The organism is uncultured Virgibacillus sp. (genome assembly GCF_947495635.1).
Taxonomy (GTDB): domain Bacteria; phylum Bacillota; class Bacilli; order Bacillales; family Amphibacillaceae; genus Virgibacillus; species Virgibacillus salarius.
Map to the genome: position 1 here is coordinate 1 of NZ_CANMAB010000021.1, position 23,637 is coordinate 23,637.

General features: G+C 37.0%; 22 protein-coding genes. 5 read left to right on the forward strand and 17 right to left on the reverse strand.

What is annotated here, in order from left to right:
• Window positions 1-269: 269 nt before the first annotated feature.
• The 4 genes from Q1A47_RS06785 to Q1A47_RS06800 all read right to left on the reverse strand — a co-directional run bounded on the left by Q1A47_RS06785 (window position 270) and on the right by Q1A47_RS06800 (window position 4,144).
• Window positions 270-605, reverse strand: a complete 336-nt coding sequence (locus Q1A47_RS06785; protein ID WP_246484743.1) for an iron-sulfur cluster biosynthesis family protein — start codon at window positions 603-605, stop codon at window positions 270-272.
• An 18-nt stretch (window positions 606-623) separates the two neighbouring features.
• Window positions 624-1,421 carry an SDR family oxidoreductase gene (locus tag Q1A47_RS06790; protein ID WP_166530489.1) on the reverse strand — a complete coding sequence of 266 codons (798 nt, stop codon included), beginning with the start codon at window positions 1,419-1,421 and terminating at the stop codon, window positions 624-626.
• Window positions 1,411-2,379, reverse strand: coding sequence for an MBL fold metallo-hydrolase (locus Q1A47_RS06795; RefSeq protein WP_026681081.1), 969 nt, complete (start codon window positions 2,377-2,379; stop codon window positions 1,411-1,413). Before Q1A47_RS06795 ends, Q1A47_RS06790 begins: the two co-directional genes overlap by 11 nt.
• 142 nt (window positions 2,380-2,521) lie before the next feature.
• Window positions 2,522-4,144, reverse strand: coding sequence for a M20/M25/M40 family metallo-hydrolase (locus Q1A47_RS06800; protein ID WP_166530483.1), 1,623 nt, complete (start codon window positions 4,142-4,144; stop codon window positions 2,522-2,524).
• Window positions 4,145-4,304: 160 nt separating this feature from the next.
• Here Q1A47_RS06800 and Q1A47_RS06805 point away from each other — a divergent pair, with 160 nt between their 5' ends.
• From Q1A47_RS06805 to Q1A47_RS06820, 4 genes are read left to right on the forward strand one after another with little or no spacing between them, the layout of a single operon-like run.
• The gene (locus Q1A47_RS06805) at window positions 4,305-5,039 is read left to right on the forward strand and encodes a glycerophosphodiester phosphodiesterase (RefSeq protein ID WP_026681083.1); all 735 of its coding nucleotides are present in this window, start codon (window positions 4,305-4,307) and stop codon (window positions 5,037-5,039) included.
• Window positions 5,040-5,058: 19 nt separating this feature from the next.
• On the forward strand, window positions 5,059-6,084 hold the full coding sequence (gene namA, locus Q1A47_RS06810; RefSeq protein WP_166530484.1) for an NADPH dehydrogenase NamA: 1,026 nt from the start codon (window positions 5,059-5,061) through the stop codon (window positions 6,082-6,084).
• Window positions 6,085-6,100: 16 nt separating this feature from the next.
• Window positions 6,101-7,018, forward strand: coding sequence for a ribonuclease Z (gene rnz / locus Q1A47_RS06815; protein ID WP_026681085.1), 918 nt, complete (start codon window positions 6,101-6,103; stop codon window positions 7,016-7,018).
• A 13-nt stretch (window positions 7,019-7,031) separates the two neighbouring features.
• Window positions 7,032-8,402: an aldehyde dehydrogenase gene (locus Q1A47_RS06820; RefSeq protein ID WP_026681086.1), complete on the forward strand. Its 1,371-nt coding sequence runs from the start codon at window positions 7,032-7,034 to the stop codon at window positions 8,400-8,402.
• A 335-nt stretch (window positions 8,403-8,737) separates the two neighbouring features.
• Here the strand turns inward: Q1A47_RS06820 and Q1A47_RS06825 are convergent, their stop codons facing one another.
• The 4 genes from Q1A47_RS06825 to mce form a co-directional block, all read right to left on the reverse strand.
• Complete coding sequence (locus Q1A47_RS06825) at window positions 8,738-9,985, reverse strand: DNA polymerase IV (protein ID WP_121605071.1); 1,248 nt, start codon at window positions 9,983-9,985, stop codon at window positions 8,738-8,740.
• A 104-nt stretch (window positions 9,986-10,089) separates the two neighbouring features.
• Window positions 10,090-11,214, reverse strand: a complete 1,125-nt coding sequence (locus Q1A47_RS06830) for a M20/M25/M40 family metallo-hydrolase (RefSeq protein ID WP_026681088.1) — start codon at window positions 11,212-11,214, stop codon at window positions 10,090-10,092.
• A 22-nt stretch (window positions 11,215-11,236) separates the two neighbouring features.
• The gene (locus tag Q1A47_RS06835; protein WP_121605069.1) at window positions 11,237-12,787 is read right to left on the reverse strand and encodes an acyl-CoA carboxylase subunit beta; all 1,551 of its coding nucleotides are present in this window, start codon (window positions 12,785-12,787) and stop codon (window positions 11,237-11,239) included.
• Window positions 12,788-12,792: 5 nt separating this feature from the next.
• Entirely contained in the window at window positions 12,793-13,215 is a 423-nt protein-coding gene (mce, locus tag Q1A47_RS06840) for a methylmalonyl-CoA epimerase (RefSeq protein WP_026681090.1), read from the reverse strand.
• A gap of 414 nt (window positions 13,216-13,629) precedes the next feature.
• Between mce and prli42 the strand changes: the two genes are divergently transcribed.
• On the forward strand, window positions 13,630-13,737 hold the full coding sequence (prli42, locus tag Q1A47_RS06845) for a stressosome-associated protein Prli42 (protein WP_121605068.1): 108 nt from the start codon (window positions 13,630-13,632) through the stop codon (window positions 13,735-13,737).
• A gap of 328 nt (window positions 13,738-14,065) precedes the next feature.
• On the opposite strand, the gene Q1A47_RS06850 is transcribed toward prli42, so the two are convergent.
• From Q1A47_RS06850 to yqiS, 9 genes are all read right to left on the reverse strand, one after another.
• The gene (locus Q1A47_RS06850) at window positions 14,066-15,046 is read right to left on the reverse strand and encodes an aromatic acid exporter family protein (protein ID WP_026681091.1); all 981 of its coding nucleotides are present in this window, start codon (window positions 15,044-15,046) and stop codon (window positions 14,066-14,068) included.
• Window positions 15,047-15,146: 100 nt separating this feature from the next.
• Window positions 15,147-15,578 (reverse strand): BrxA/BrxB family bacilliredoxin, encoded by a 432-nt coding sequence (locus tag Q1A47_RS06855; RefSeq protein WP_026681092.1) that lies wholly within the window; start codon window positions 15,576-15,578, stop codon window positions 15,147-15,149.
• 108 nt (window positions 15,579-15,686) lie between these two features.
• Complete coding sequence (locus tag Q1A47_RS06860) at window positions 15,687-16,958, reverse strand: dihydrolipoamide acetyltransferase family protein (protein ID WP_026681093.1); 1,272 nt, start codon at window positions 16,956-16,958, stop codon at window positions 15,687-15,689.
• Window positions 16,959-16,978: 20 nt separating this feature from the next.
• Window positions 16,979-17,962: an alpha-ketoacid dehydrogenase subunit beta gene (locus tag Q1A47_RS06865; protein ID WP_026681094.1), complete on the reverse strand. Its 984-nt coding sequence runs from the start codon at window positions 17,960-17,962 to the stop codon at window positions 16,979-16,981.
• A gap of 16 nt (window positions 17,963-17,978) precedes the next feature.
• Window positions 17,979-18,971: a thiamine pyrophosphate-dependent dehydrogenase E1 component subunit alpha gene (locus Q1A47_RS06870; protein WP_026681095.1), complete on the reverse strand. Its 993-nt coding sequence runs from the start codon at window positions 18,969-18,971 to the stop codon at window positions 17,979-17,981.
• A 23-nt stretch (window positions 18,972-18,994) separates the two neighbouring features.
• On the reverse strand, window positions 18,995-20,416 hold the full coding sequence (lpdA, locus tag Q1A47_RS06875) for a dihydrolipoyl dehydrogenase (protein WP_026681096.1): 1,422 nt from the start codon (window positions 20,414-20,416) through the stop codon (window positions 18,995-18,997).
• A gap of 24 nt (window positions 20,417-20,440) precedes the next feature.
• Window positions 20,441-21,520, reverse strand: a complete 1,080-nt coding sequence (buk, locus tag Q1A47_RS06880; protein WP_026681097.1) for a butyrate kinase — start codon at window positions 21,518-21,520, stop codon at window positions 20,441-20,443.
• 31 nt (window positions 21,521-21,551) lie between these two features.
• Complete coding sequence (bcd, locus tag Q1A47_RS06885; RefSeq protein ID WP_026681098.1) at window positions 21,552-22,646, reverse strand: branched-chain amino acid dehydrogenase; 1,095 nt, start codon at window positions 22,644-22,646, stop codon at window positions 21,552-21,554.
• Window positions 22,647-22,657: 11 nt separating this feature from the next.
• The gene (yqiS, locus tag Q1A47_RS06890) at window positions 22,658-23,572 is read right to left on the reverse strand and encodes a phosphate butyryltransferase (protein ID WP_026681099.1); all 915 of its coding nucleotides are present in this window, start codon (window positions 23,570-23,572) and stop codon (window positions 22,658-22,660) included.
• Window positions 23,573-23,637: the final 65 nt, after the last annotated feature.

Consider the following 23,637-nt stretch of genomic DNA (forward strand, 5'->3'; position numbering starts at 1 on the left):
GTCAAAATGATATTGCTTAGCCATACGTAATCCCTCCAAATTATTCCATTTATAATGTCAGAATAACGAATAACTTTATGGTTTTTAAAATATCCTGCTTAACTTGACGGCTATGGGCCTTGCCCGCGGAAAACGATTATAGTTTCACGGTGCGGCGTGATAACATGATTATTCGTATTTTGAGTAAAGAAGTTGTGTTTTGTCCTAACCTCTTTCTTTATCTAAAATTCCTTTGTATCGACCTTTGAAAAGGTGAATAAAGCTTTCCTTTATTTAATAATGTCCTCTGGGGAAATAAACAGATTAAGAATTCCTTCAGGACTCGATAGACGAAACATTCCTTTGTTATAATCTAACCTCATCTTTTTCGCAAAAAATATGGCTTGTTGGTTTTCAACATATACCGTAAAATCTTTGTTTTTTATTTGTTGATAGTTGGTTTTCTGTTGATCTGTAAAGCGTAACGTCGGAATTCCGTTCACACCACAGCCACAGCCTTCTATATCATACCAAAATAACAAATAAGGATCGTGTTGCTTCTCTAACTCTGCTAATTTGTCTTTTGCTTTTTTAGATATATTAAGCTCAATTTCATTGTTCTTCATCTTTACGTCAACCCTCAATTATTTTTTGGCAAACTGCTTTTTTAATACTCGTTCCATAGGTCCAGGAAGCACCTGATATAATCTGCTTCCTGCATCCATCCACCATGGTAAATTGATTTCTCGTTTCTTTACAAACAAATAACGAATGATTTTTTGTGCCACCTGATCTGGATCAAGCATATATTTTTGAACGTTCTTTTGATAGGTTCCATCGGGATCTGCAGAAAGAAAAAAATTAGTTTGAACAGGTCCTAAATTTACGGCAGTTACTTCTATTTTACTATCCGTTAATTCTTGTCGAAGCCCATTAGTAAAACCCAATACTGCATGCTTGGTTGCACTATAGATCGCTGCCTTTGGCGTAGCAAGCTTTCCAGCTTGTGAAGCGATATTAATGATGTGCGCTTCTCCTTCAAGTGTAGCAAAATAAGGAAGTATCTGCTTCGTTATTTGGATTAGCGCATGAACATTTAATTGAAACATTCGCTCAATATCTTCTTCATTCATGTGCATGACATCTTCAAAAATTCCTATTCCCGCATTATTTATTAGACCTTGGATTTTTTGATGTTCAGTTAAGATATTGGCTATCACTTGTGTACGGTCTTTACGATGCTCTAAGTCCACCTTATAAACATAGCATTCTACAGAAAATTGTTTCTCTATCTGCTCCTTGATCTTTTCTAATTTATTTATAGAACGAGCCAATATAATTGGTATACCACCATTTTTCGCAATGTGCCATGTTAGCCTCTCTCCAATGCCACTTGAAGCTCCAGTAATGATAATCTTTTTACCTGATATCTTAGTTTGCATAATAAATAAGCTTTCCATCCTCCGTTTTTTTAGTAATACGTCCCTCGTTCTCTAAATAATCTAATTGGCCAATTGTTTCAGACATCGTGAGATCGATTTGATTTTTGAATTGCCTTGGAAATATTTGTGTGCATAATTGAAACGGTGTTTGCGGCTGAGTTATTAATAAATCAAAGACCTTATCTGCTCTTTCCTGCTGTTTTTTTAGTCTGTTTTCGATTAAGCTCTTAGGTTTTTGTACCACCTGACCATGTCCTGGTAACACACAGTCCACTCGCAAATCAATACATTTTTGTAAATTACGGCGATATTGAAGCATAGGCTTTGGTCTAAATTCGATCGACTCGCCCGGTGATGGTGGTTCCATAAGTGGGTTAGAAGAAATATGCTCTAATATATGATCTCCCCCAACTAGTAGCCGATCGGTTTTACGTAAAAAAGAAAGATGACTTTGCGCATGACCTTTCGTATCAATCACTTGCCAACCTGGATGACCAGGAAGTTCATCTCCTTCATCTATAAAACGGGTTAGTTCACCTTTTCCTACATAATTTAATGGCGCACTCAATTTATTTAAATACGGAAGAAATGTTTCTGGAATGCCAGAAAGCGAAAAATACTTCTCAAAAAATTGCTTATAATGCTGAAGATATAATTCATCACGTTGGATCCATGGATCCACATTAGCATGTGCAATTATACGCTCTGCTCTGGGAAACTGATCAATTAATCCTATATGATCAGGATGATGGTGCGTTAAAATCACTTGTTCAATGTCTTTTGGAAAATAACCCATTCGCTTTAGTTGTTCTTTGAGTGTCTCCCAAGCTTCCTTTGTCTTTACACCTGCATCTATGATAGAAAGCAAATCGCCTTTTAACAGATAGATATGAACATCACCTACTGCAAAAGGGGTGGGTACCGTTATTTGACTAATCGTTTTATCCATTACTTTCATACTTACATTCCTCCGAAATGAATGATCATTCATTTTTAATCTATTTTACCTTGTCACACCCACATTGTCGATTAATTACACTATCATTTTGGATAAACTCTTTCGGTACCTCGACGGATTGATCATACGCATCTCAATTTATTCAGTTACAAAACAAACGATGTATTGCTCTTTCTACTATTTTCGGCAAATACTCAAAACTATACGTGATCTCTAGTCGCTCTGTCCATTGATGAGGATCTTTTCCTAACGGACCTATATTTAAAACAGGCATCGTTAATTGTTCCATGACATCTTCCGGAATTTCAAAACCATTATTTTGTAATGGCATATTAGACGTATAGTTTTTTAAACTTCCTAGCGTTGAAGGAGGTCCAACGAAGCTTAAATCTGACAGACCAGTAAAAAACTCCGATACAGTTAAGTTAATTTGATATTTCTCTTTCGTATACGTCGTAATTTCCTTCATCACTTGCTGAATGTATGGATCTGTTCCTGAAGAAACTGCTGGGTAAAACGGTGGACAATAGAATAAAATGATCATTGGAGCTAAATCTTTACACATAGATGCTAAATCCTGGACAAGTAATGTAGAAAAATCCCTATCTCCCTCTGTGCGTTGACTAACCAATAAATTCTGCCTACGATTAATCTCTGCTTGTCCATAACGTTTGACAGCTTCCTGATATAATTCTTCATACATCATTACATTAACTTTAATTGGCGGCATGGTAAAATCGGTGGCAATTTCAGAGAAATGATCCGCTTTTTCCTGGATATAGTGCTCTATATTTTGGGCAGCGTCCATCGCACCTTGAAGCAATTTTAAATTTATATCATGTAAGGATTGTTTCATATATAAGACATTATACATGGCAATTGCTGATTGAGGGGTCTTTACGGAATAATTCTCTTTTAAATCTCGTTGCATCAGACTAACTGGTGGAGGCGTTACTTCATCACCAATTCTTTCTATAAAAGCTTCATCAAGCTCTAGCTGTTGTGACAAGAAACTAATCATTAAATTAGGATTAACGCCTGAAAAAGGTTCTCCCACATGCGACTCTTTACCGTAACAATAAAATCCCGGTAATATTTTTCCAATTGAACCAGTATATACATAATAAGCTTCATCGCCAGGATATTTGCTAAACATTGGCTCACCGTTTAAACATGCCAGATATGTTAGCTTCTGCTTTTCCTTCCATTCATGGAGTATAGGTAAAGCTGTTAACATTCCTTTTGAATTGACTTCTTCATCCGGAACAGTAAGTAATAGTATATTACCATCAAACTCACCGTCAATTGCTTTCTCGAGCATAGAAAGGTGTACTGTTAAACCTGCCTTCATATCCATTGTGCCTCTTCCAAACAACCAGTTTCCAGTCTCCATATCTTGCTGAACCGCTTTAGATAATCGTTCCTTTTGTTTATACAATTCTTTTGTCAATGCTTTTGGATGAAATGCAAGGTTTTGTAGTGATCCAAAATCTTCAACATCCACAACATCAAAGTGACTTAACAAGATTATCGTTTTGTCAGTTTCATTTTTACTCTTAACAAAGGCCGTCAGTAACCTTCTGCCATCATCCAAACCATGAAGCTTTAAATACGAAGGATTTGTTTGAAAATATTGGTTTTGTTCTAACAAATGATACATATACTCTGCTAAAGCAATCTCTGCTGAAGATCCAGTTACACTTTGATAATTGACGAGTGAGCATAACAGATTCGTAAGTTCTTCCTTTGTTTGCCATGTTTTCAAGCGTATCCCTCCAGTATTTAGTATAATTTACAAACTTTATAAGACATTGACTTTTACATGAAAATCAAACACAATGATTAAAAGTAAAGCACGATCGAATGAGAGCATTGCTCAACAGGACTTTGTGTGATGTCAAATGCAACTAAAGAGGTGGATAAGATTGAAAACCAACATATTTGCACATCGTGGTGCTAGCAAATATGCACCTGAGAATACAATGCCTGCTTTTCAGAAAGCGTATCATATGAATGCAGATGGGATTGAAACTGATGTACAGTTAACAAAAGATAATATCCCTGTACTTATACATGATGAAAATGTAAAACGTACAACCAATTCGGTAGGTCTTGTAAGTAAATTATCCTATCAAGAATTAAAAGAATTGGATGCAGGTAGCTGGTTTTCACCTGAATTTAAGGGAATTAAGATACCTACACTTGATGAGTTTCTCAATTGGATTAAAGATAAGCCTTTATATTTAAATATTGAACTAAAAAATAATAAAATAGATTATACAGATATAGAATCTATTGTTTATCAAGCAATCTCTAACTATCAGTTATTAAATCGTACCACAATTTCGACTTTTAATCCAAATAGCGTTAAGAGGTTGAAAGAATATTCTAATTCTCTTGAGGTCGCTTTTCTAACGTCCAAACGATATAAAAGTCCTATCCGTGTAGCTAAAGAGCTTGGAGCTAATGCACTCCATCTGAAATATCGACTCTTACACCGTGAATTAGTCGAAAATATTCATAAAGAAAATATGAAATTAAGAATCTATACCGTAAATAAACCAGTAAGAATTATGCGATCGTTCAACCATCAGGTTGATGGAATTTTCACAGATGTACCTGATCTGGCATTTCATTATCGAGAATCAGTAACCGATTAATTAATATAGGAGGCCAAAAATGAGCAAGTCATCACAACTATTTTCACCAATTGAACTAAAAGATGTATCATTAAAGAATCGAATTGTTATGTCTCCAATGTGTATGTATTCGTGTATACAGGAAGATGGAATGCTTACGTCATTTCATAAAACACATTATATTTCTCGTGCCGTTGGTCAAATTGGGTTAATTATGCTCGAAGCATCAGCAGTCCAAATGGAAGGTAGGATCTCCGCACAAGATTTAGGCATATGGAGTGATGACCATGTTTTAGGATTAAAACAACTGAATGAAGAACTACATAGTTACGGAGCTAAGACGGCTATACAGCTTGCCCATGCAGGAAGAAAAGCTGAACTATCTTCTGCTATTTATGCACCGTCTGCTATCGCATTTAATGATACTTTCCAAGAGCCGCTAGAAATGTCACAAAATGATATTGACGATACAATTAATGCATTCAAAGACGGTGCGAGACGTGCCGCTGAAGCTTCGTTCGATGTTATAGAAATACATGGAGCACATGGATATTTAATTAATCAATTTTTATCACCATTGACTAATCACCGTACGGATGCATATGGAGGAAGTAAAGAGAATCGATACCGCTTTTTAAAAGAGATTATTGCTTCGATCAAAACTGTTTGGAATGCGCCAATTTTTGTACGAATTTCCACAGATGAGTACGATAACAACGGAAATAGCCTAGAAGATATACTCTACTTTTGTTCTCAGTTAAAAGAGGACGGTGTCGACTTAATTGATTGCAGCTCTGGTGGAGTCGTCCCTGCAACGATCAATACTTACCCGGGTTACCAACTTAGACGCTGTGAAACAATTAAACAAGATGTCTCTATTGCTACTGGAGCAGTTGGTTTAATTACCTCAGGAAAACAAGCTGAAGAGATTATTCAAAACAAACGAGCAGACTTAGTCTTTATCGGTAGGTCATTACTGAAAAATCCTTATTGGGCTAAAGAAGCAGCTGCTGAATTAAACTATGACTTAAAGGCACCTAAGCAATATATCAGAGGCTGGAAATAATACTGGAGGTTATACGATGGAGTTGATTTTTCTTGGAACAGGAGCAGGTGTACCCTCCAAACAAAGAAACGTGTCATCCGTAGCACTTTCCATGCTACAAGAATTAAATAGTGTTTGGTTATTTGACTGTGGAGAAGCAACCCAACATCAAATTCTCCATACATCAATTAAGCCAAGAAAAATTAATAAAATTTTTATCACTCATTTGCATGGTGACCATATCTTTGGTCTACCTGGCTTCTTAAGTAGTCGATCTTTTCAAGGTGGTGAAGATCCGTTAACTATTTATGGTCCTAAGGGAATTCAGCAATTTGTTGAAACGAGTTTAGGTGTAAGTGATACTCATCTTAATTATTCATTATTGTTTGTGGAAATTGAGAATAATATGGTAGTGAAAGATAGTCACTTTTCAGTCCATATACAAGCGTTAGATCACGCAATTCCTAGTTTTGGATTTCGTATTATGGAGCAGGATAAACCTGGAGAATTACTAGTAAATAAATTAAAAGACATAGGGATTAAACCTGGACCTATTTACAAACAAATAAAAGAAAATGAAGTTGTGGTAACGGAAGCTGGTAGGAAAATTTATCGAAAAGATGTTATTGGACAGGATAAAAAAGGGAGAGTAGTAGCTATATTAGGTGATACAAGGTATTCAACAAATTACATATCTTTGGTTAAAGATGCTGACGTTCTAGTTCATGAAGCCACATTTAGCCATGATAAGTCTATTCTTGCTAAGCGATATTTCCACTCAACAACGACGCAAGCTGCAGAACTTGCCAAAAAAGGCAACTGCAAGCGCCTAATACTTACTCATATCTCATCAAGATACCAAAAGGAAGAAAATGAGCAACTTTTACAGGAGGCCCAAATGATCTTCCCACATACAGAAATTGCATATGACTTCTCTAGTTTTTTGATTAATTAAAGGAGGGCTTTCTATGTCACAAATTGAATCGATTATTGCTGACCAACGAGCATTTTTCTTAAATGGCAATACGATGAATTTTAATAGCCGCAAAGAACAACTTCAGAAACTTAAAAGTATGCTAAAGGAAAATGAACCTGCTATATATAAAGCATTAAAAACAGATCTAAATAAATCCAAACATGAAACACTAACAACTGAATTAGGATTTTTAATAACCGAATTAGATCATACACTGAAGCATTTAAGAGATTGGATGGAACCTATTAAGGTTTCTGCTCCAATCACCCATAAAGGAACAAAAAACTTTATTATGAAGGAGCCTTACGGAGTTTGTCTGATCATGGCACCTTGGAATTATCCTTTACAGTTAGCGCTCGCACCAGTAATTGGTGCACTAGCTGCAGGTAATTGTGCTGTAATTAAACCTTCTGAAGATGCACCAGCTACTTCAGCATTATTGCGTGAAATGATTAGGGAATACTTTGATCCATCTTATTTAACAGTCATTGAAGGCGCAAAAGAAATTGCTCAGGAGCTTTTACAACAGCGTTTTGATTATATCTTCTTTACTGGTAGTACCCAGACTGGGAAAATTATTATGAGAGAAGCAAGTAATCACTTAACTCCTGTAACACTTGAATTGGGAGGTAAAAGCCCCGTTATCGTTGATAAAGATGCTAATATTAATCTAGCAGCAAAGCGTATTGTCTGGGGTAAATTTACGAATGCTGGCCAAACTTGTGTTGCTCCAGATTACTTATATGTACACGAAAAGGTTAAATTTAAATTATTAAAAGCCATGAAGAAATATATGAAGAGCTTCTATGGTAAAAGCCCTTTATCAAATAAAGACTATATCCGAATCATCAACGAAAAGCATTTCGATCGGTTACATACTTATTTATCTACAGGAACTATTCTACATGGCGGTGAATCGAATCGAAACCTATTAAAAATTGAACCTACGATTCTTGACAAAATCACGTGGGACGATCCAATTATGCAGGAAGAAATATTTGGACCAATCCTTCCGGTACTTACGTTTAAGGATATAGAAGATGCAGTTGGAGTAGTTAAAATGCAAGAAAAACCTCTAGCTTTATATTACTTTGGAGAAAATGAAAATACGCAACAACAAATTATGCAGTACTTATCATTCGGTGGTGGTAGTATAAATGATACACTTTACCATCTAGCTAATCCACATCTTCCGTTTGGTGGTGTTGGTGCAAGTGGCATGGGAGCATATCATGGAAAATATAGCTTTAATACGTTTTCTCATAAGAAGAGCATCTTAAAACAAACAACAAAATTTGATATTCCATTCCGTTATCCCGGTGGAAAACTGTCACAAACAATTATAAATAAAATTATGAAATAATGACAATGTAAAAATCTCGAGTAATATACATTAAAGAAAAAGCCGAACTTAAATTCGAAACACACTGGTGCGGGCCCTGGTAGTTAGAGTAAAAATCTAACATCTAGGGATAATCACCACTGGAGAAATCGAATTAGTTCGGCTTTTAATTGGATCATCTTGTATATTATTCATTATTCAACTATACTATTTAAATCAGCAATCTGTGTAGAAATATTGAAATATAGCTGATTTCCACTACATTGTTAATTTCATCATTTCATATAAAATGGTGCTTTCTATAGCCTACTATCTTGTTAAGACAAGTATTTAGCTCAATATGTACCTGCCTCATTTTAACGCTTAAAATCATCCAAGAAATCTTTTTGAAAGCTCGTACTTGGACTTTGATTATCCGTATTGGTAGTATTCCATGAGATAAACGGATTTTTTCCGTATTTCTCAGATAGCTCATTAATCGTTTTATATAACTTTTCTTTTCCCGCCACTTTTTCATATGAAAATAGATCGAGTTGCTGTGCAATATTTTGCTTCTCTTCTACATCCTGTACAGTAATTCCCAATAGTCTAATTGGTTCTAGATTCCAATGCTTTTGCAATAATTCATTTGCGATTATTAAGATATCTTCTTTTGACTCAATATAGTTTCTTAATTTTTTGCTTCGTGTAATAGTCTTCCGATCATGATAGCGAATCATTACTTGTATGCTACGTCCAACTGCTTGTTTTCGCTTTAATCGACGTGCTACATTTTCGGCGAGGTAATGCATCAATGCTCTAATTTCTGTTTCATCTGTAGTATCCTGCGGTAGTGTTTTTGAGTTACCAATACTTTTAAATTCATAGACAGCATCAGGATCTACAGGACGTTGATCCACACCATTTGCTCGATTTTTTAGTCGTTCACCATTAATTCCAAGTATTTGTTTTAATTCGTAGACATTCCCACGCGCAAGATCACCTATTGTCTCTATCCCTATTCCTTTTAATTTAGTGGCTGTTTTCCCTCCTACTCCATACATTTCTTCAATTGGTAACGGCCACAGCATTGAGGGCATCTCACGCTTTCTTAATACTGTAATTCCCATTGGCTTCTTCATGTCGGATGCCATTTTTGCAAGAAATTTATTTGGTGCTATCCCAATACTGCATGGCAAATCGAGCTCTCTAGCTATTCTTTTCTGTAAATTGGCTGCTATATCTAAAGGTGTACCCATTCCTTTACTTTCCGTTACATCCATATAGCCTTCATCGATAGATACGGGTTGTACAAATGGAGTTATTTCTGAAAGCATTTTGAAAATCTCTCTAGAGGCTGTTCGATAGCGTTCAAAATTAGGGCGTAGGACAATTAATTCAGGACATAGTTTTTTAGCCTCCCATAGATTCATTGTCGTTTTTACCCCTTTAGCCCTTGCTTCATAACTGCTTGTTACAACAATTCCTCGTCTCTCTTCAGGATTACCAGCAATGGCTACAGGCCTGCCCTTAAGTTTCGGGTTATACGCCATCTCAACTGAAGCATAGAAGCAATTCATATCAATATGGAAGATAACTCTTCGCTTCGTAGCTTGATTCGTCATACATATACTGCTCCTTAATACGGACAATTTAATATCACTTTTAATCCATTATAACATACCAAAGAAAAAACCCTTTAAGCGTTGCACTTAAAGGGTTTACTTTGTTAATTTTTTGCTGCTTCCTGGATAATTGCTGTAACTAACTCTGTTACTTTAACCAAATCTTCTACTTTGATCCGTTCATTTGTTGTGTGGATTTCTTCATAACCAACAGCAAGATTGACAGTCGGGATTCCGTGACCTGCTATAACATTTGCATCACTACCCCCACCACTTTTTAGCAATTTACTTTCTCGACCAATGGCCTTGGCAGCATTACGTGCAACTTCAACTACTAAATCGCCTTCCTGTTGTTTATATCCAGGATACATGACCTTAACCGATACTTCAGCGGTACCACCAAATTCTTTAGCAGTATTTTCAAAAGCATCCTTCATTTTTTTAACTTGTACTTCCATTTTTTTCGGATCCAATGACCGGGCCTCAGCTAAGATCTCGACATGATCTACAACGATATTCGTTTGCTTACCGCCTTCAAATCGACCAATATTAGCTGTTGTTTCATCATCAATTCTTCCGAGTGGCATTTTAGCTATTGCCTTCGCAGCTAAGGTTATAGCTGACACTCCTTTTTCAGGAGCTACGCCAGCATGAGCTGTTTTTCCTTTAATTACGGCAAATACCTTTGCTTGGGTAGGTGCGGCTACAACGATATCACCTACATCTCCATTACTGTCTATTGCATAACCGTATTTTGCATGGAGCATGGATGGATCCAGTGCCTTCGCTCCTACTAAACCAGATTCTTCACCTACAGTTATTACAAATTGAACATCACCATGCTCTAAATTATTTTCATTAACTGTACGGATAGTCTCTAGAATTGCGGCCAAACCCGCTTTATCGTCCGCACCTAAAATGGTGGTTCCATCCGAAATAATGTAACCATCTTTAATACTAGGGTTAATGGCTTTACCAGGAACTACAGTATCCATATGTGAGGTAAAGTAGATTGGGTCTACACTATCTTTGGTGCCTTTCCAATTACAAATTAAGTTACCAGCACCATGCCCTGTTGTTGATTTACTGGCATCCTCTATAACCTCTAATCCTAAATTAGAGAACTTCTCCTTTAACACTTTTGCTATTTCTGTTTCTTGTCCTGTCTCAGAATCAATTTTAACTAGTTCAAAAAATTCTTCTAAAAGACGTTCTTCATTAATTAGCAAAACAAATCCTCCTATACATCAATTATAATGGGATATTACCGTGTTTCTTACTAGGACGATCCTCTGTTTTATTTTGGAGCATTTCCAAAGCTTCAATTAGCTTTAATCTGGTGTCACGAGGATCAATAATATCATCCACCATTCCTAAACTAGCAGCCTCATAAGGATTTGCAAAACGTTGCAGATATGTACGTATTTTTTCTGCTTGTAACTGATCCGGATCATGACTCGTATCAACTTCGTTAGCAAACATAATAGGGACAGCTCCCTCGGCCCCCATAACAGCGATTTCTGCATTCGGCCATGCATAGACAATGTCTGCTCCAAGTGATTTACTATTTAATGCCACAAAGGCACCACCATATGCTTTTCGCAGAATCACTGTTACTTTTGGAACCGTTGCTTCTGCATATGCGTAAAGTAGCTTAGCGCCATGACGTATAATTCCATCATGTTCCTGTTTAATACCTGGGATAAATCCAGTAACGTCTTCTATGGTTACCAAGGCTATATCAAATGCATCACAAAAACGAATAAACCGAGCCGCTTTATCACTTGAATTGATATCTAATCCACCAGCTAAATACTTTGGTTGATTACAAATCATCCCAACCGTTTGCCCATTAATTTTTGCAAATCCAACAACAATATTTTTAGCAAAATGTTGATGCACCTCAAAGAAACTACCTGAATCAACTATATTGTTTATTACTTTTTTTACATCATAAGGTGATCTGCTATCAAAAGGAACTATCTCTATTAAATCACTTCCATTGGATAATTCACAGTAATTTGCAATATCTTCTGCTTTTTCTTGATCAAAAGCAGGCAAATAATGAATTAATTGACGAACGGTTTCCAATGCTTCTTCTTCCGTATTTGTTTGAAAGTGAGCATTTCCACTCTGTTTATTGTGGATGGAAGCTCCCCCCAGTTCCTCTCCTGCTATTTGCTCTCCAGTAGCTTTCTCTATTACTTTCGGACCCGTAATAAACATTTGTGATGTTTGTTTAACCATTATAATGAAATCAGTAAGCGCTGGTGAATAAACTGCTCCACCTGCACTTGGTCCCATAATTACCGATATTTGAGGTATTAAACCAGAATACTTAACATTTCTGTAAAAAACTTGACCATATCCATCTAAAGAAGATACACCTTCCTGTATACGAGCACCACCAGAATCAATTAATCCTACAATCGGAATTCTATTTTTTGCAGCTAAGTCCATAACAGCAGTAATCTTCTTCGCGTGCATTTCTCCTAGTGCTCCACCATAAACGGTAAAATCTTGAGCAAATAGGTAAATAGATCTACCATTAACTTTTCCGTAGCCAGTTACGACACCCTCACCATTACTATCAACGGCTATGCTGTTACACGAAGAACAAACTCTCTGTTTCATGAAAGGATTTATTTCTACAAAAGATTGCTTATCTAGTAACACTTTAATTCTTTCCCTTGCTGTTAATTTCCCTTTTTCATGTTGTTTACGAATCCGCTCTTCTCCACCACCAAGCTTTATTTGCTTTCTCTTTTCATATAATTCCGTGATTTTATCATACATATCCACGATGTTCACTTCTCCTGACATAATTCAAATAATACACCATTTGCTACACTTGGATGAAGAAATGCTATTTGTTGCCCATCAGCTCCTATTTGTATTTCTTCATCTATTGCCTGAATACCTTTCTGCTTCAAAAGGTCTACCCGTTGCTGGATATCGTCGACTGCTAGTGCAATATGGTGCAAGCCTTCTCCTCGTTTGTTAATAAATTCAGCTACTGTAGAAGTTGTGGTGATTGGTTCGATTAATTCTAAATAAGCTTCTCCCACTTTTAAAAAGGCCACTCTAATGGATTGCGAATCGATTGTTTCCATTTGTGTCAACTTAAGACCTAAACACATCATGTAAAAAGGCAAAGATTCCTCTATATTCTTAACTGCTATTCCAATATGCGTAATGTGATTGACAGCTTTCGTATCAGACGAATTCATTTTCAGCCCCCTATTTGTATGTTTATATAAAGTGAAACTTCCATCCAGCTTTTACTAAAACAAATACGTACAAAGGCTTAAATCGCCACGTCCTGTGGCAACGCCTTTGTGACCTACTTCCATGTAGGCCCGAACCAATCGGACATTTACTGGCAGTCGTTTCCTCACTTATCATTAGTGATTTCATTTTATTGCTTGATGTGAGGGTTTTACGACAAGTTACATGTGAAATACATTCGTATGTTGATTCATCAATAAGCAATCACCTATACTAGCTTATTGATCATTTTCACGAGAAAGAACATTGGAGCTGAAAAACGCTTAAATAGTGAGATAAATGTTTATTACCACTTGTCCAAAAGTAGTTTTCAAGGTAAAATAAACGTAGTATTTTAGGAGTGAAGGAGGATTTGTATGTCCCAAAAATCAAAGCGTGCTCGAAGAACGAAAATTATTGTATATATTATGATAATTGCAATGCTCCTATCCACTTTGACAGCAGGTCTAGCATTGTTTATATAAGAATATTAACTATGGGATATCATTAAGAAGGACACTAGCTCAGAATTTCCTGAACTTATACCGCTTACTAATGTTTGTCCATAACGAATTACGTCATAAAATGAACAAAAGCGCAAGCGCCCGAATAGAAACGTAGCGACTGGAGCGAGTCAGCGGAGTTAAAGGAATCACGGTGATTTTGCGAACCGCTGATGACTTAGATTAGGACGATTCGTGAAGTCGGCTAGATTCTGGGCGCTGGAGCTAGTCGCGGCTCAACGCGCTCATATTTATCTACACGGTTTTCCTAGACTATTAAAAAAGACTGTACCACACATGGGTCCAGTCTTTATGCTTCTTTGCTTGTTCTTCTCTTAGGTCTAACATCACTTTCTTTAAACCTTTTTTTCAATAATAGATAGTCTTCAATATCATGTAATAATCGAAAAAGGTTTGCTCTCGTTTCAAATTCTTCTCTCGAACATGGAAGGTCCTCTCTATCGAAATCCTTTCGCAATTGCTCTAATTCCTCTAGGTAGATAATTGCTGTATTCCCAGGATGTACAGCTTTCGATAGCCCTTCAAAGAAGGAGGCAATTTTTTCCGTTATCGAGTCTTTTTTGGGCAATTTAGTTACAAGTGGAAGCATTCGCTGTAATAATTCAAATTGTCTTGATCGCATACGAAAATAATCACGATATGGGTGCTTATTGCGTAATATATGATTTTCTTTATCACGCTCTACTAAGTCCGCTGCTTCGACCAGTAGCTGTTCAATTCTTGTTATTTCATTTCCATCCCATACAATATTCCTATTGCGTACATATAATGCGATTTCATATAGCACGGACTGAAAATTTTCTTCCAATTCTCGTTGCTTTTCTTTTAACTTTTTATCTAGGCTTGGCATATATAAGTTTAGTAATAATCCAGTTCCAATACCAATGATTATTAATAGAAATTGATCAACTAAGAAATCATAATCTAAATAATGTGCACCGTATAAATTTAAAATAATAACTGAGCTTGTTGCAATACCCTGTGTAATATTTAAATACACCGTTATTGGGATAAAGATTGCTAGTAATAAGCCAACCACTGCTGGATGATAGCCTATATAATGAAAAAATAGAATGGACAGAATAGATGCAATAATACATGCTAAAAAGCGATTCCATGCACTTAAAAAAGATTGTTTTCGTGATGGTTGGATACATAAAATGGTAAGAATACCAGCTGATACAAAATTTGTTACTCCTAATAATTGAGCTATCCAAATAGCAATAGGTGTTCCTATAGCTGTTTTAATAGTTCGATAGCCTATCTTCACGTTCCATTCTCCTTTACCGTTCCACTCAGGTTACCGGAAAAAAAGGCTGACCTACGATAACATAGAGACAGCCCTCATTTCATATCTAATCAAACAATTTTTAGACTTCTTCACAATGCTTATCAAATATCGTTTGAAGCTTACTTATGACATCCATAGCACTATGTCCTTCAATATCATGTCGTTCTAACATGGTTACTATTTTACCATCTTTCAAAAAGGCAAATGAAGGTGAAGAAGGTGGATAACCTTCAAAATATTGTCTTGCTTTTTCTGTTGCTTCTTTATCTTGGCCAGCAAATACTGTCACTAATTGATCTGGGCGTTTATCATAATGTATGGAATTAGCAGCAGCTGGTCTTGCGATTCCACCAGCACATCCACATACTGAATTAACCATTACTAACGTTGTACCCTCTTTAGTAAGTGCTTGATCCACTTCTTCAGGTGTTGTTAGTTCTTGATAACCAGCCTCTCTAATATCCTTACGCGCAGCATCTACAACATCATTCATAAATATGTTAAAATCCATTAAAAATCAAACCCCTCACTTGAAGTAACTTTTATACTATAGATAGGATACCAGCATCAGTTTGATATTTCAATTAAATACGTTCTCCGAACAAGGAATTATATTGTTCTAATACACATTAATTGTATTTTCATTCATATTCTCTAAAATTTCTTTCACACGTGCGAGGAAGTTGCCGCAAACAAGACCATCCAATATACGATGATCTAAAGATAAGGATAAATTAACCATGTCACGAGCTGCAAACATATCATTAACGATCATTGGTCGCTTCACAATAGATTCAACCTGCAAAATTGCTGCCTGTGGATGATTGATAACGCCCATGGAGTGGATAGAACCAAAGGAACCAGTATTATTAACGGTAAATGTACCGCCCTTCATATCATCGCCAGTTAATTTGTTAGTTCTTGCCTTTATTGCTAGTTCATGAATTTGCTTAGCAATTCCTTTTATACTTTTATCGTCTGCATGATGAATCACAGGCACGAATAATTCTTCGTCTTTCGCTACCGCGATCGATAAATTAATATCCTTACGCTGAATAATCTTATCTTCTGCCCATGTACTATTTAGTTGTGGGAATTCTTTTAAGCTTTGAGCTACAGCTTTCACAAAAAATGCAAAAAATGTTAATCCGTAGCCTTCTTTTTGCTTGAACGAATCCTTTATTTTATTTCTGTATGTAACAAGATCTGTTACATCTACTTCAACAGTCATCCAAGCATGAGGAATTTCTTGTTTAGATCGAACCATATTTTGGGCGATCGCTTTACGCACTCCTGTAACTGGGATTTCGATATCACCTGTTTGCATAGTCGGCTGTGGTTTCGACGGAGATTCTTTTGCTTGTTTATTTTCAACAGTTGGTGTTACAGCTTTATTGTCATGTTCTGTAGGAGCTGGTATCTTACCAGAAGAAATTAGCTTTTCGATATCCTTTCTAGTAATTCTACCTGCTTTACCTGTGCCTTCTACCTGTTCAAGATCTATATTATTTTCTTGCGCCATTCGTAATACAGCTGGAGAATAACGTTTTTTCATAGACTGATCTTTTGCATCATTAGAGCTGTCCATATCGGTTTGCTGCTTATTCTCCTTGCTCGGTTCTGAACCTTTTGCGGCACCAGCACTACTTGCTTCCGTATCGATATAACACATTAAATCTCCAACTGCAATGGTGTCCCCTTCTTGAGCAACTAATTCCTTAATTGTTCCAGTAAAGGAGGATGGCACTTCTGCATTTACTTTATCTGTCATTACTTCAGCAATAGGATCATACTTATTCACTTTATCTCCAACATTAACGAGCCAAGAACTAATCGTCCCCTCTGTAACACTCTCACCCAATTGTGGCATATTAATTTTTTCTTTCGCCATTTGTGGTCTACCTCCTTTAATTAAAATTCTGCAAGTTCCCGCATTGCTTTTTCCACTTTGTCTGGATTAATCATAAAATATTTTTCCATTGTTGGCGCATATGGCATTGCTGGTACGTCCGGTCCAGCAAGTCGTTGAACTGGCGCATCCAAATCAAACAGGCAATTTTCTGCTATAATTGCTGCTACCTCACCGATAATACTACCTTCTTTATTATCCTCGGTTATAAGTAAAACCTTGCCTGTCTTTTTAGCAGCTTCAATAATGGCTTCTTTATCCAGTGGGTATACTGTCCTTAAATCTAGAATATGAGCATCAATACCCTCTTCCGCTAGCTTTTCAGCCGCTTGAAGCGCAAAATGAACACATAACCCATACGTAATAATGGTAATATCTGAGCCTTCACGTTTCACATCAGCTTTACCAATCGGTAATACATAGTCATCCTCGGGTACTTCTCCTTTTAATAAACGATATGCACGTTTGTGTTCAAAGAACAATACTGGATCGTTATCACGAATAGAAGCCTTTAATAATCCTTTAGCATCATATGGTGTTGATGGCATCACTATTTTTAGCCCAGGCTGATTGGCAAATACCGATTCAACTGATTGGGAATGGTATAATGCTCCATGCACGCCGCCTCCATAGGGAGCACGAATCGTCATTGGTACATTCCAATCATTATTTGAGCGATAGCGAATTTTAGCTGCCTCTGATATTATTTGGTTTACAGCTGGCATGATAAAATCAGCAAATTGCATTTCAGCTACAGGCCTCATCCCGTACATTGCAGCACCAATTCCAACACCTGCAATAGCAGATTCCGCTAATGGTGTATCTAAAACACGTTCCTCTCCAAATTCTTCAAATAGTCCATCAGTAGCACGAAATACGCCACCTTTTTTACCTACATCTTCACCTAAAACAAATACATTTTCATCTCGTTTCATTTCTTCTTTCAAAGCAGTTGTTACTGCCTGGATATATGACATTACTGGCATGACAATTTCCCCCTTTCTACTCTTCGTACACGTATTTTAAAGCATCTTCGGCAGGCGCATAGTCCGCATTCTCAGCATAATCTGTAGCCTCATTAACCTCCGCATTAATTGCATCATTTATTTGTTTTTCTACTTCCTCTGTTAATATGCCCTCATCTTTCAAATACTTAGCAAAGGTAATAACAGAATCTTTCTTTCTTGCTTCATCTACTTCTTCACTTTCACGATATAATCTATCATCATCATCACTTGAATGTGCAGTTAACCGATAGGACACCGCTTCAATTAACGTTGGACCTTCTCCAGCTAAAGCCCTGTCCCGTGCAGCTTTCACAGCCTCATAAACAGCAAGTGGATCATTACCATCTACAGTATATCCAGGCATTCCATAGCCTTGTGCCCGGTCAGCTACATTTTTACTTGCGATTTGTTTTTCAATCGGAACCGAAATAGCATATTTATTATTTTCTACCATTGTAATAACAGGTAAGTCGTGAACTCCTGCGAAATTTAAACCTTCATGGAAATCCCCCTGGTTAGATGAGCCTTCTCCTAGTGTAACAAATGAAACAATCGGTTCTTTTTTCATTTTAGCAGCAAGGGCTACGCCAACTGCATGGGGAAGTTGAGTCGTAACAGGAGACGAGCCTGTCAGAATTCGATTTTTCTTCTGCCCAAAATGACCTGGCATTTGACGACCACCAGAATTGGGATCTTCAGCCTTGGCAAACCCAGATAGCATCAATTCCTTCGTTGTCATCCCAAAGGCCAATACAACGCCCATATCACGATAATAAGGTGCAACATAATCACTTTTCCGATCTAATGCAAAAGAAGCCCCTACTTGTGCTGCCTCTTGTCCCTGACATGATATAACAAATGGGATTTTACCGGCTCGATTTAACAACCACATTCTTTCATCAATTTTCCTTGCTAAGAGCATTGTTTTATACATTTCTAATACCATTTCATCTGTAAGCCCTAAAGCTTTGTGGCGATTTTGTGCCATCACTTAGTCCCTCCTTTTATAAATTAACCATGTATTTGTTTACCATCTACTGCAAGTGCAGCTTCACCAATCACTTCTGCTAAAGTTGGATGTGGATGGATGGTGTGTCCCACTTCCCAAGGTGTAGCGTCCAGCACTTTAGCAAGGCCAGCTTCTGAAATCATATCAGTCACATGAGGACCTACCATATGTACACCTAAAATATCATCCGTTTGCTTATCTGCAATTATCTTTACAAAGCCATCAGCTTCACCATAAACCAGTGCTTTACCAACTGCCTGGAAAGGAAATTTGCCTATTTTAACTTCATATCCATTTTCTTTTGCTTGTTTCTCAGTTAAACCTACACTTGCTGCTTCTGGACTAGAATAGATACATGACGCTACCTGTGAATAATCAATTGGCATTGGGTTCTGATCAGCCATATGCTCCACAGCGACAATTCCCTCATGGGAAGCAACATGCGCTAGCTGCATACCACCAATCACATCACCAATTGCGTAAATATGTGCTTCCTTTGTTTGATAGAATGAATTCGTTTGGACAAATCCGTTCTCTACAATAATATCTGTATTTTCCAAGCCAATGTTATTTGTATTTGCTTTCCTACCTACAGAAACAAGCATTTTCTCTGCATGAAAGCGTTGATGTTTTTCATTGATTTCTGCTTCAATTTGAACTCCATCTTCTTTTAAAAGTGTATCAGCTAGTACTTTTGCACCTTTGACAAAATTAATTCCTTTTTTCTTCAATAATCTTTCTACTTCTTTGGCAACAGCAGTGTCCTCAGAAGGTAGAATATCTTCTAAGTATTCAATGACAGTTACTTCCACATCAAAATCCGCCAGCATCGACGCCCATTCTATGCCAATAACGCCTCCACCAACAATAATAATTGATTTTGGTAGCTCTTCTAACTGTAATGCGTCATCAGAGTTTAATACCGTTTTATGATCAATATCTAAACCAGGCAACGTTTTTGGAGTAGATCCAGTTGCAATCAAAACATTTTTTGGAACTAGCATGGTGTTCTCATCACCATTCGCATATTCAATAGAAATCGTTCCGGGCATCGGAGAAAATATACTTGGTCCTAGTATTCTTCCGTATCCATTATAAACATCAATCTTCCCCTTCTTCATTAACCCTTGGACACCCTGATGAAGCTGATCGACAATAGCTCCTTTTCTTTTTTGAACTCTCGTGAAATCAAGCTTTGTGTCCTTCGTTTCCACACCGAATTCATAAGCGTTTTTAGTTTGTTTATAGACTTCAGCACTTCGCAATAATGATTTTGACGGAATACAACCACGATGGAGACATGTACCACCCAATTCTCCCTTTTCAACAACTGCTACTTGCATCCCTAGCTGAGAGGCTCTTATGGCTGCTACATAGCCGCCAGTACCACCTCCAAGTATTACCAAATCGTAATCCTTAGCCATTTTTCAACACTCCTCTATCAAATTCTAATTAGGGTACGTTTTTGCTATTTCTTCCCCTCTGAGTATCCGAAGAACACCAGCATTTAAAGCTTGTAGCTCATCTTCGCCTGGGTAGACAACCGTATCAGCTATCCAATTGATCCGTCGAATAATCGACTCAGTAAACGATTTTCCATGTGCAAGGCCTCCAGTTAAAACAATTCGATCAACGTCCCCTGATAACACTGCACTCATGGAACCTATTTCCTTAGCTACCTGATAAGCCATTGCTTCATATATTTCCTTTGCCTTTTCATCGCCTGAAGCAATCCGTCGTTCTACCTCGATGGCATCACTTGTATGAAGATAACCCATCATTCCACCTTGCCCTACAATCTTTTTCATTACTTCTTCTCTATAATATTGCCCTGAAAAACAAAGTGCAATTAAATCCCCTGCTGGTACAGTACCTGCGCGTTCCGGTGAAAATGGTCCCTCTCCGTGTAACCCATTATTTACATCAACTACTTTCCCACGTTGATGTGCTCCGACAGTTATGCCACCACCCATATGCGTTACTATGAAATTCAAATCCTCATATTGTTTATTCATATCATTTGCGACTTTTCTAGCAACTGCCTTCTGATTTAAAGCATGGAAAATACTCTTTCTTGGTATTTCAGAAAAACCAGAATACCTAGCAATTTCCGCAAGTTCATCGACTACGACTGGATCAACAATATATGCAGGAATATTAAGGTTTAGAGCAATTTCATTTGCTATGATGCCCCCTAAATTGGAGGCATGTTCACCATTATAGCCAATTCGCAAATCAGTTAGCATTTGCTCGTTCACTTCATATGTTCCACCCTCGATCGGCTGAAGTAATCCGCCGCGAGCACAGACAGCACTTAATTTAGATATATTTATCCCTTCATAATCAAGCTGATTAAGAATGATATGTTTTCGATACATATGCTGTTCGATAATGGATGGAAATTGGTTTAATTCATCGGATTGATGACGAATTGTTTTTTCAAAAATACATGTTTCATTATCAAAAACCCCTATCTTTGTAGAAGTAGAGCCAGGGTTTATCACAAGATTTCTAAACTTAGCTAGCAATACATTTTACCTCCGTTGTCTAAGTTGTACCTTATCTTCTACTAAGAATATGATGTCCATTCAGCAAGAATTGACTTCTAGAATTACGTTCAGACTCAATTCTCTCCTCAGCCATCCGATCAGCCGCTACATAGGTTGGAATGTTATCTCTTTTGGAAATAGCAAATACTTTTTGTAGACTGTCGTAAATGGTTTCCACTTTTTTCATTGCGCGATCATGATTATAACCATGTAATTCATCCGCTACATTTATTACACCACCAGAATTAATGACATAATCAGGAGCATAAACGATTCCTTGTTCATGAATAATATCTCCATGCTTTGAAGACTTTAATTGGTTATTGGCTGAGCCTGCAATGACTTTCGCTTTTAATCTAGAGATTGTATCATCATTAATTGTAGCTCCTAATGCACATGGAGCGTAAATATCACAGTCAACATCATAGATATCGTCCGGATCAACAGCTGTTGCGTCGAAAGCTTCAACAGCTCGATTAATTGCTTCTTTATTTATATCTGTAACAATTAATTGAGCCCCTTCTTCATGTAAAAATTCGCAAAGTGCATAAGCTACATTACCAATTCCTTGGATTGCAATGGTTTTACCTTCTAAAGAATCATCACCATATGCCTCTTTTGCAGCAGCTTTCATTCCTTTGTAAACACCATACGCTGTTACCGGAGATGGATTACCAGATGAACCTGATTCTGGAGAAATACCTGTTACAAAATCTGTTTCCATATGAATTAAATCCATGTCATGAACAGTAGTTCCTACATCTTCCGCCGTAATATATCTTCCATTTAATCCTTGAATATATCTTCCAAATGCCCGAAACATTTCTGGATTCTTATCTTTTTTTGGATCACCAATAATTACTGTTTTTCCACCGCCCAAATTTAATCCAGCTGCAGCATTTTTATATGTCATACCTTTAGCTAAGCGTAATGCATCTTCAATCGCTTCTTCTTCCGATTTATATGTCCACATTCTTGTTCCACCAAGAGCTGGCCCTAAAGTTGTATCATGAATAGCGATAATAGCCTTTAAACCAGAATTTTTATCTTGACAAAATACTAATTGTTCATAATCATATTTTTCCATATAAGTAAATAGTTCCATGTTTATTCCTCCTAAAATGTATGAGCTGATACAAGAGCTAAAGAAAGTGAATATACTTTACTTTCAGCTGAATCTGCTCGTGATGTAAGTATAATCGGTGCTTTTGCACCACTGATAATAGCTGCCACTTTTGCATTAGCATAATAAACAAAAGACTTGTATAGTGCATTTCCCGCTTCTATAGATGGTGCTAATAGTATATCTGCATTACCAGCTACCTCTGATTTGATCCCTTTTTGCTGAGCTGCTTGATACGACACTGCATTATCAAAAGCTAATGGACCGTCAATCAGACATCCTTTTATTTGGCCTCTTTGTTGCATTTGGGTTAATACAGCAGCATCCATCGTCGACTGCATAGCCTCGTTTACCACCTCAACAGGAGTGATAGCAGCAACTTTCGGGACATTAATACCAACAGCGCTAGCAACTTGAACTGCGTTTTGAATAATCTCAACCTTTTGTTGTAAATCTGGCGCAATATTCATAGCTGCATCTGTTAGAAACACTACTTTTTGCTGATTAGGGATTTCAAAAAGCGCGACATGAGATAATACTTTTCCTGCACGAAGGCCATATGCTTTATTTAATACAGCTTTCAAGATATCTTTTGTAGCTATTTTCCCCTTCATAAGGATATCTGATGCCTTATCATTTATAGAGAGAACTGCTTGCTTAGCAGCCTCATGATTATTTTCTACATGACGAATAGTCATGTCGCTATTCCATTGACTAGGTATTAAACCTATATCAGTTGCTAATTCGGTTATTTTCGATTCATCCCCAAATAGCAAGAAAGTACATAAATCTTCTTCGAGTGCTTTTTTCACTGCCAGAAGCACTTCCTTATCAGCCGCATTTACCACCGATACGGTTCGCTTTCTTCCTTTTTTTACTTTAGCTTTTAATTCGTTTAACGATTCCATACATACCTCCTATCTCTGCCCCAAATATAATTAAGCAAAAACCGTGCCAACCTACAAACAATGAA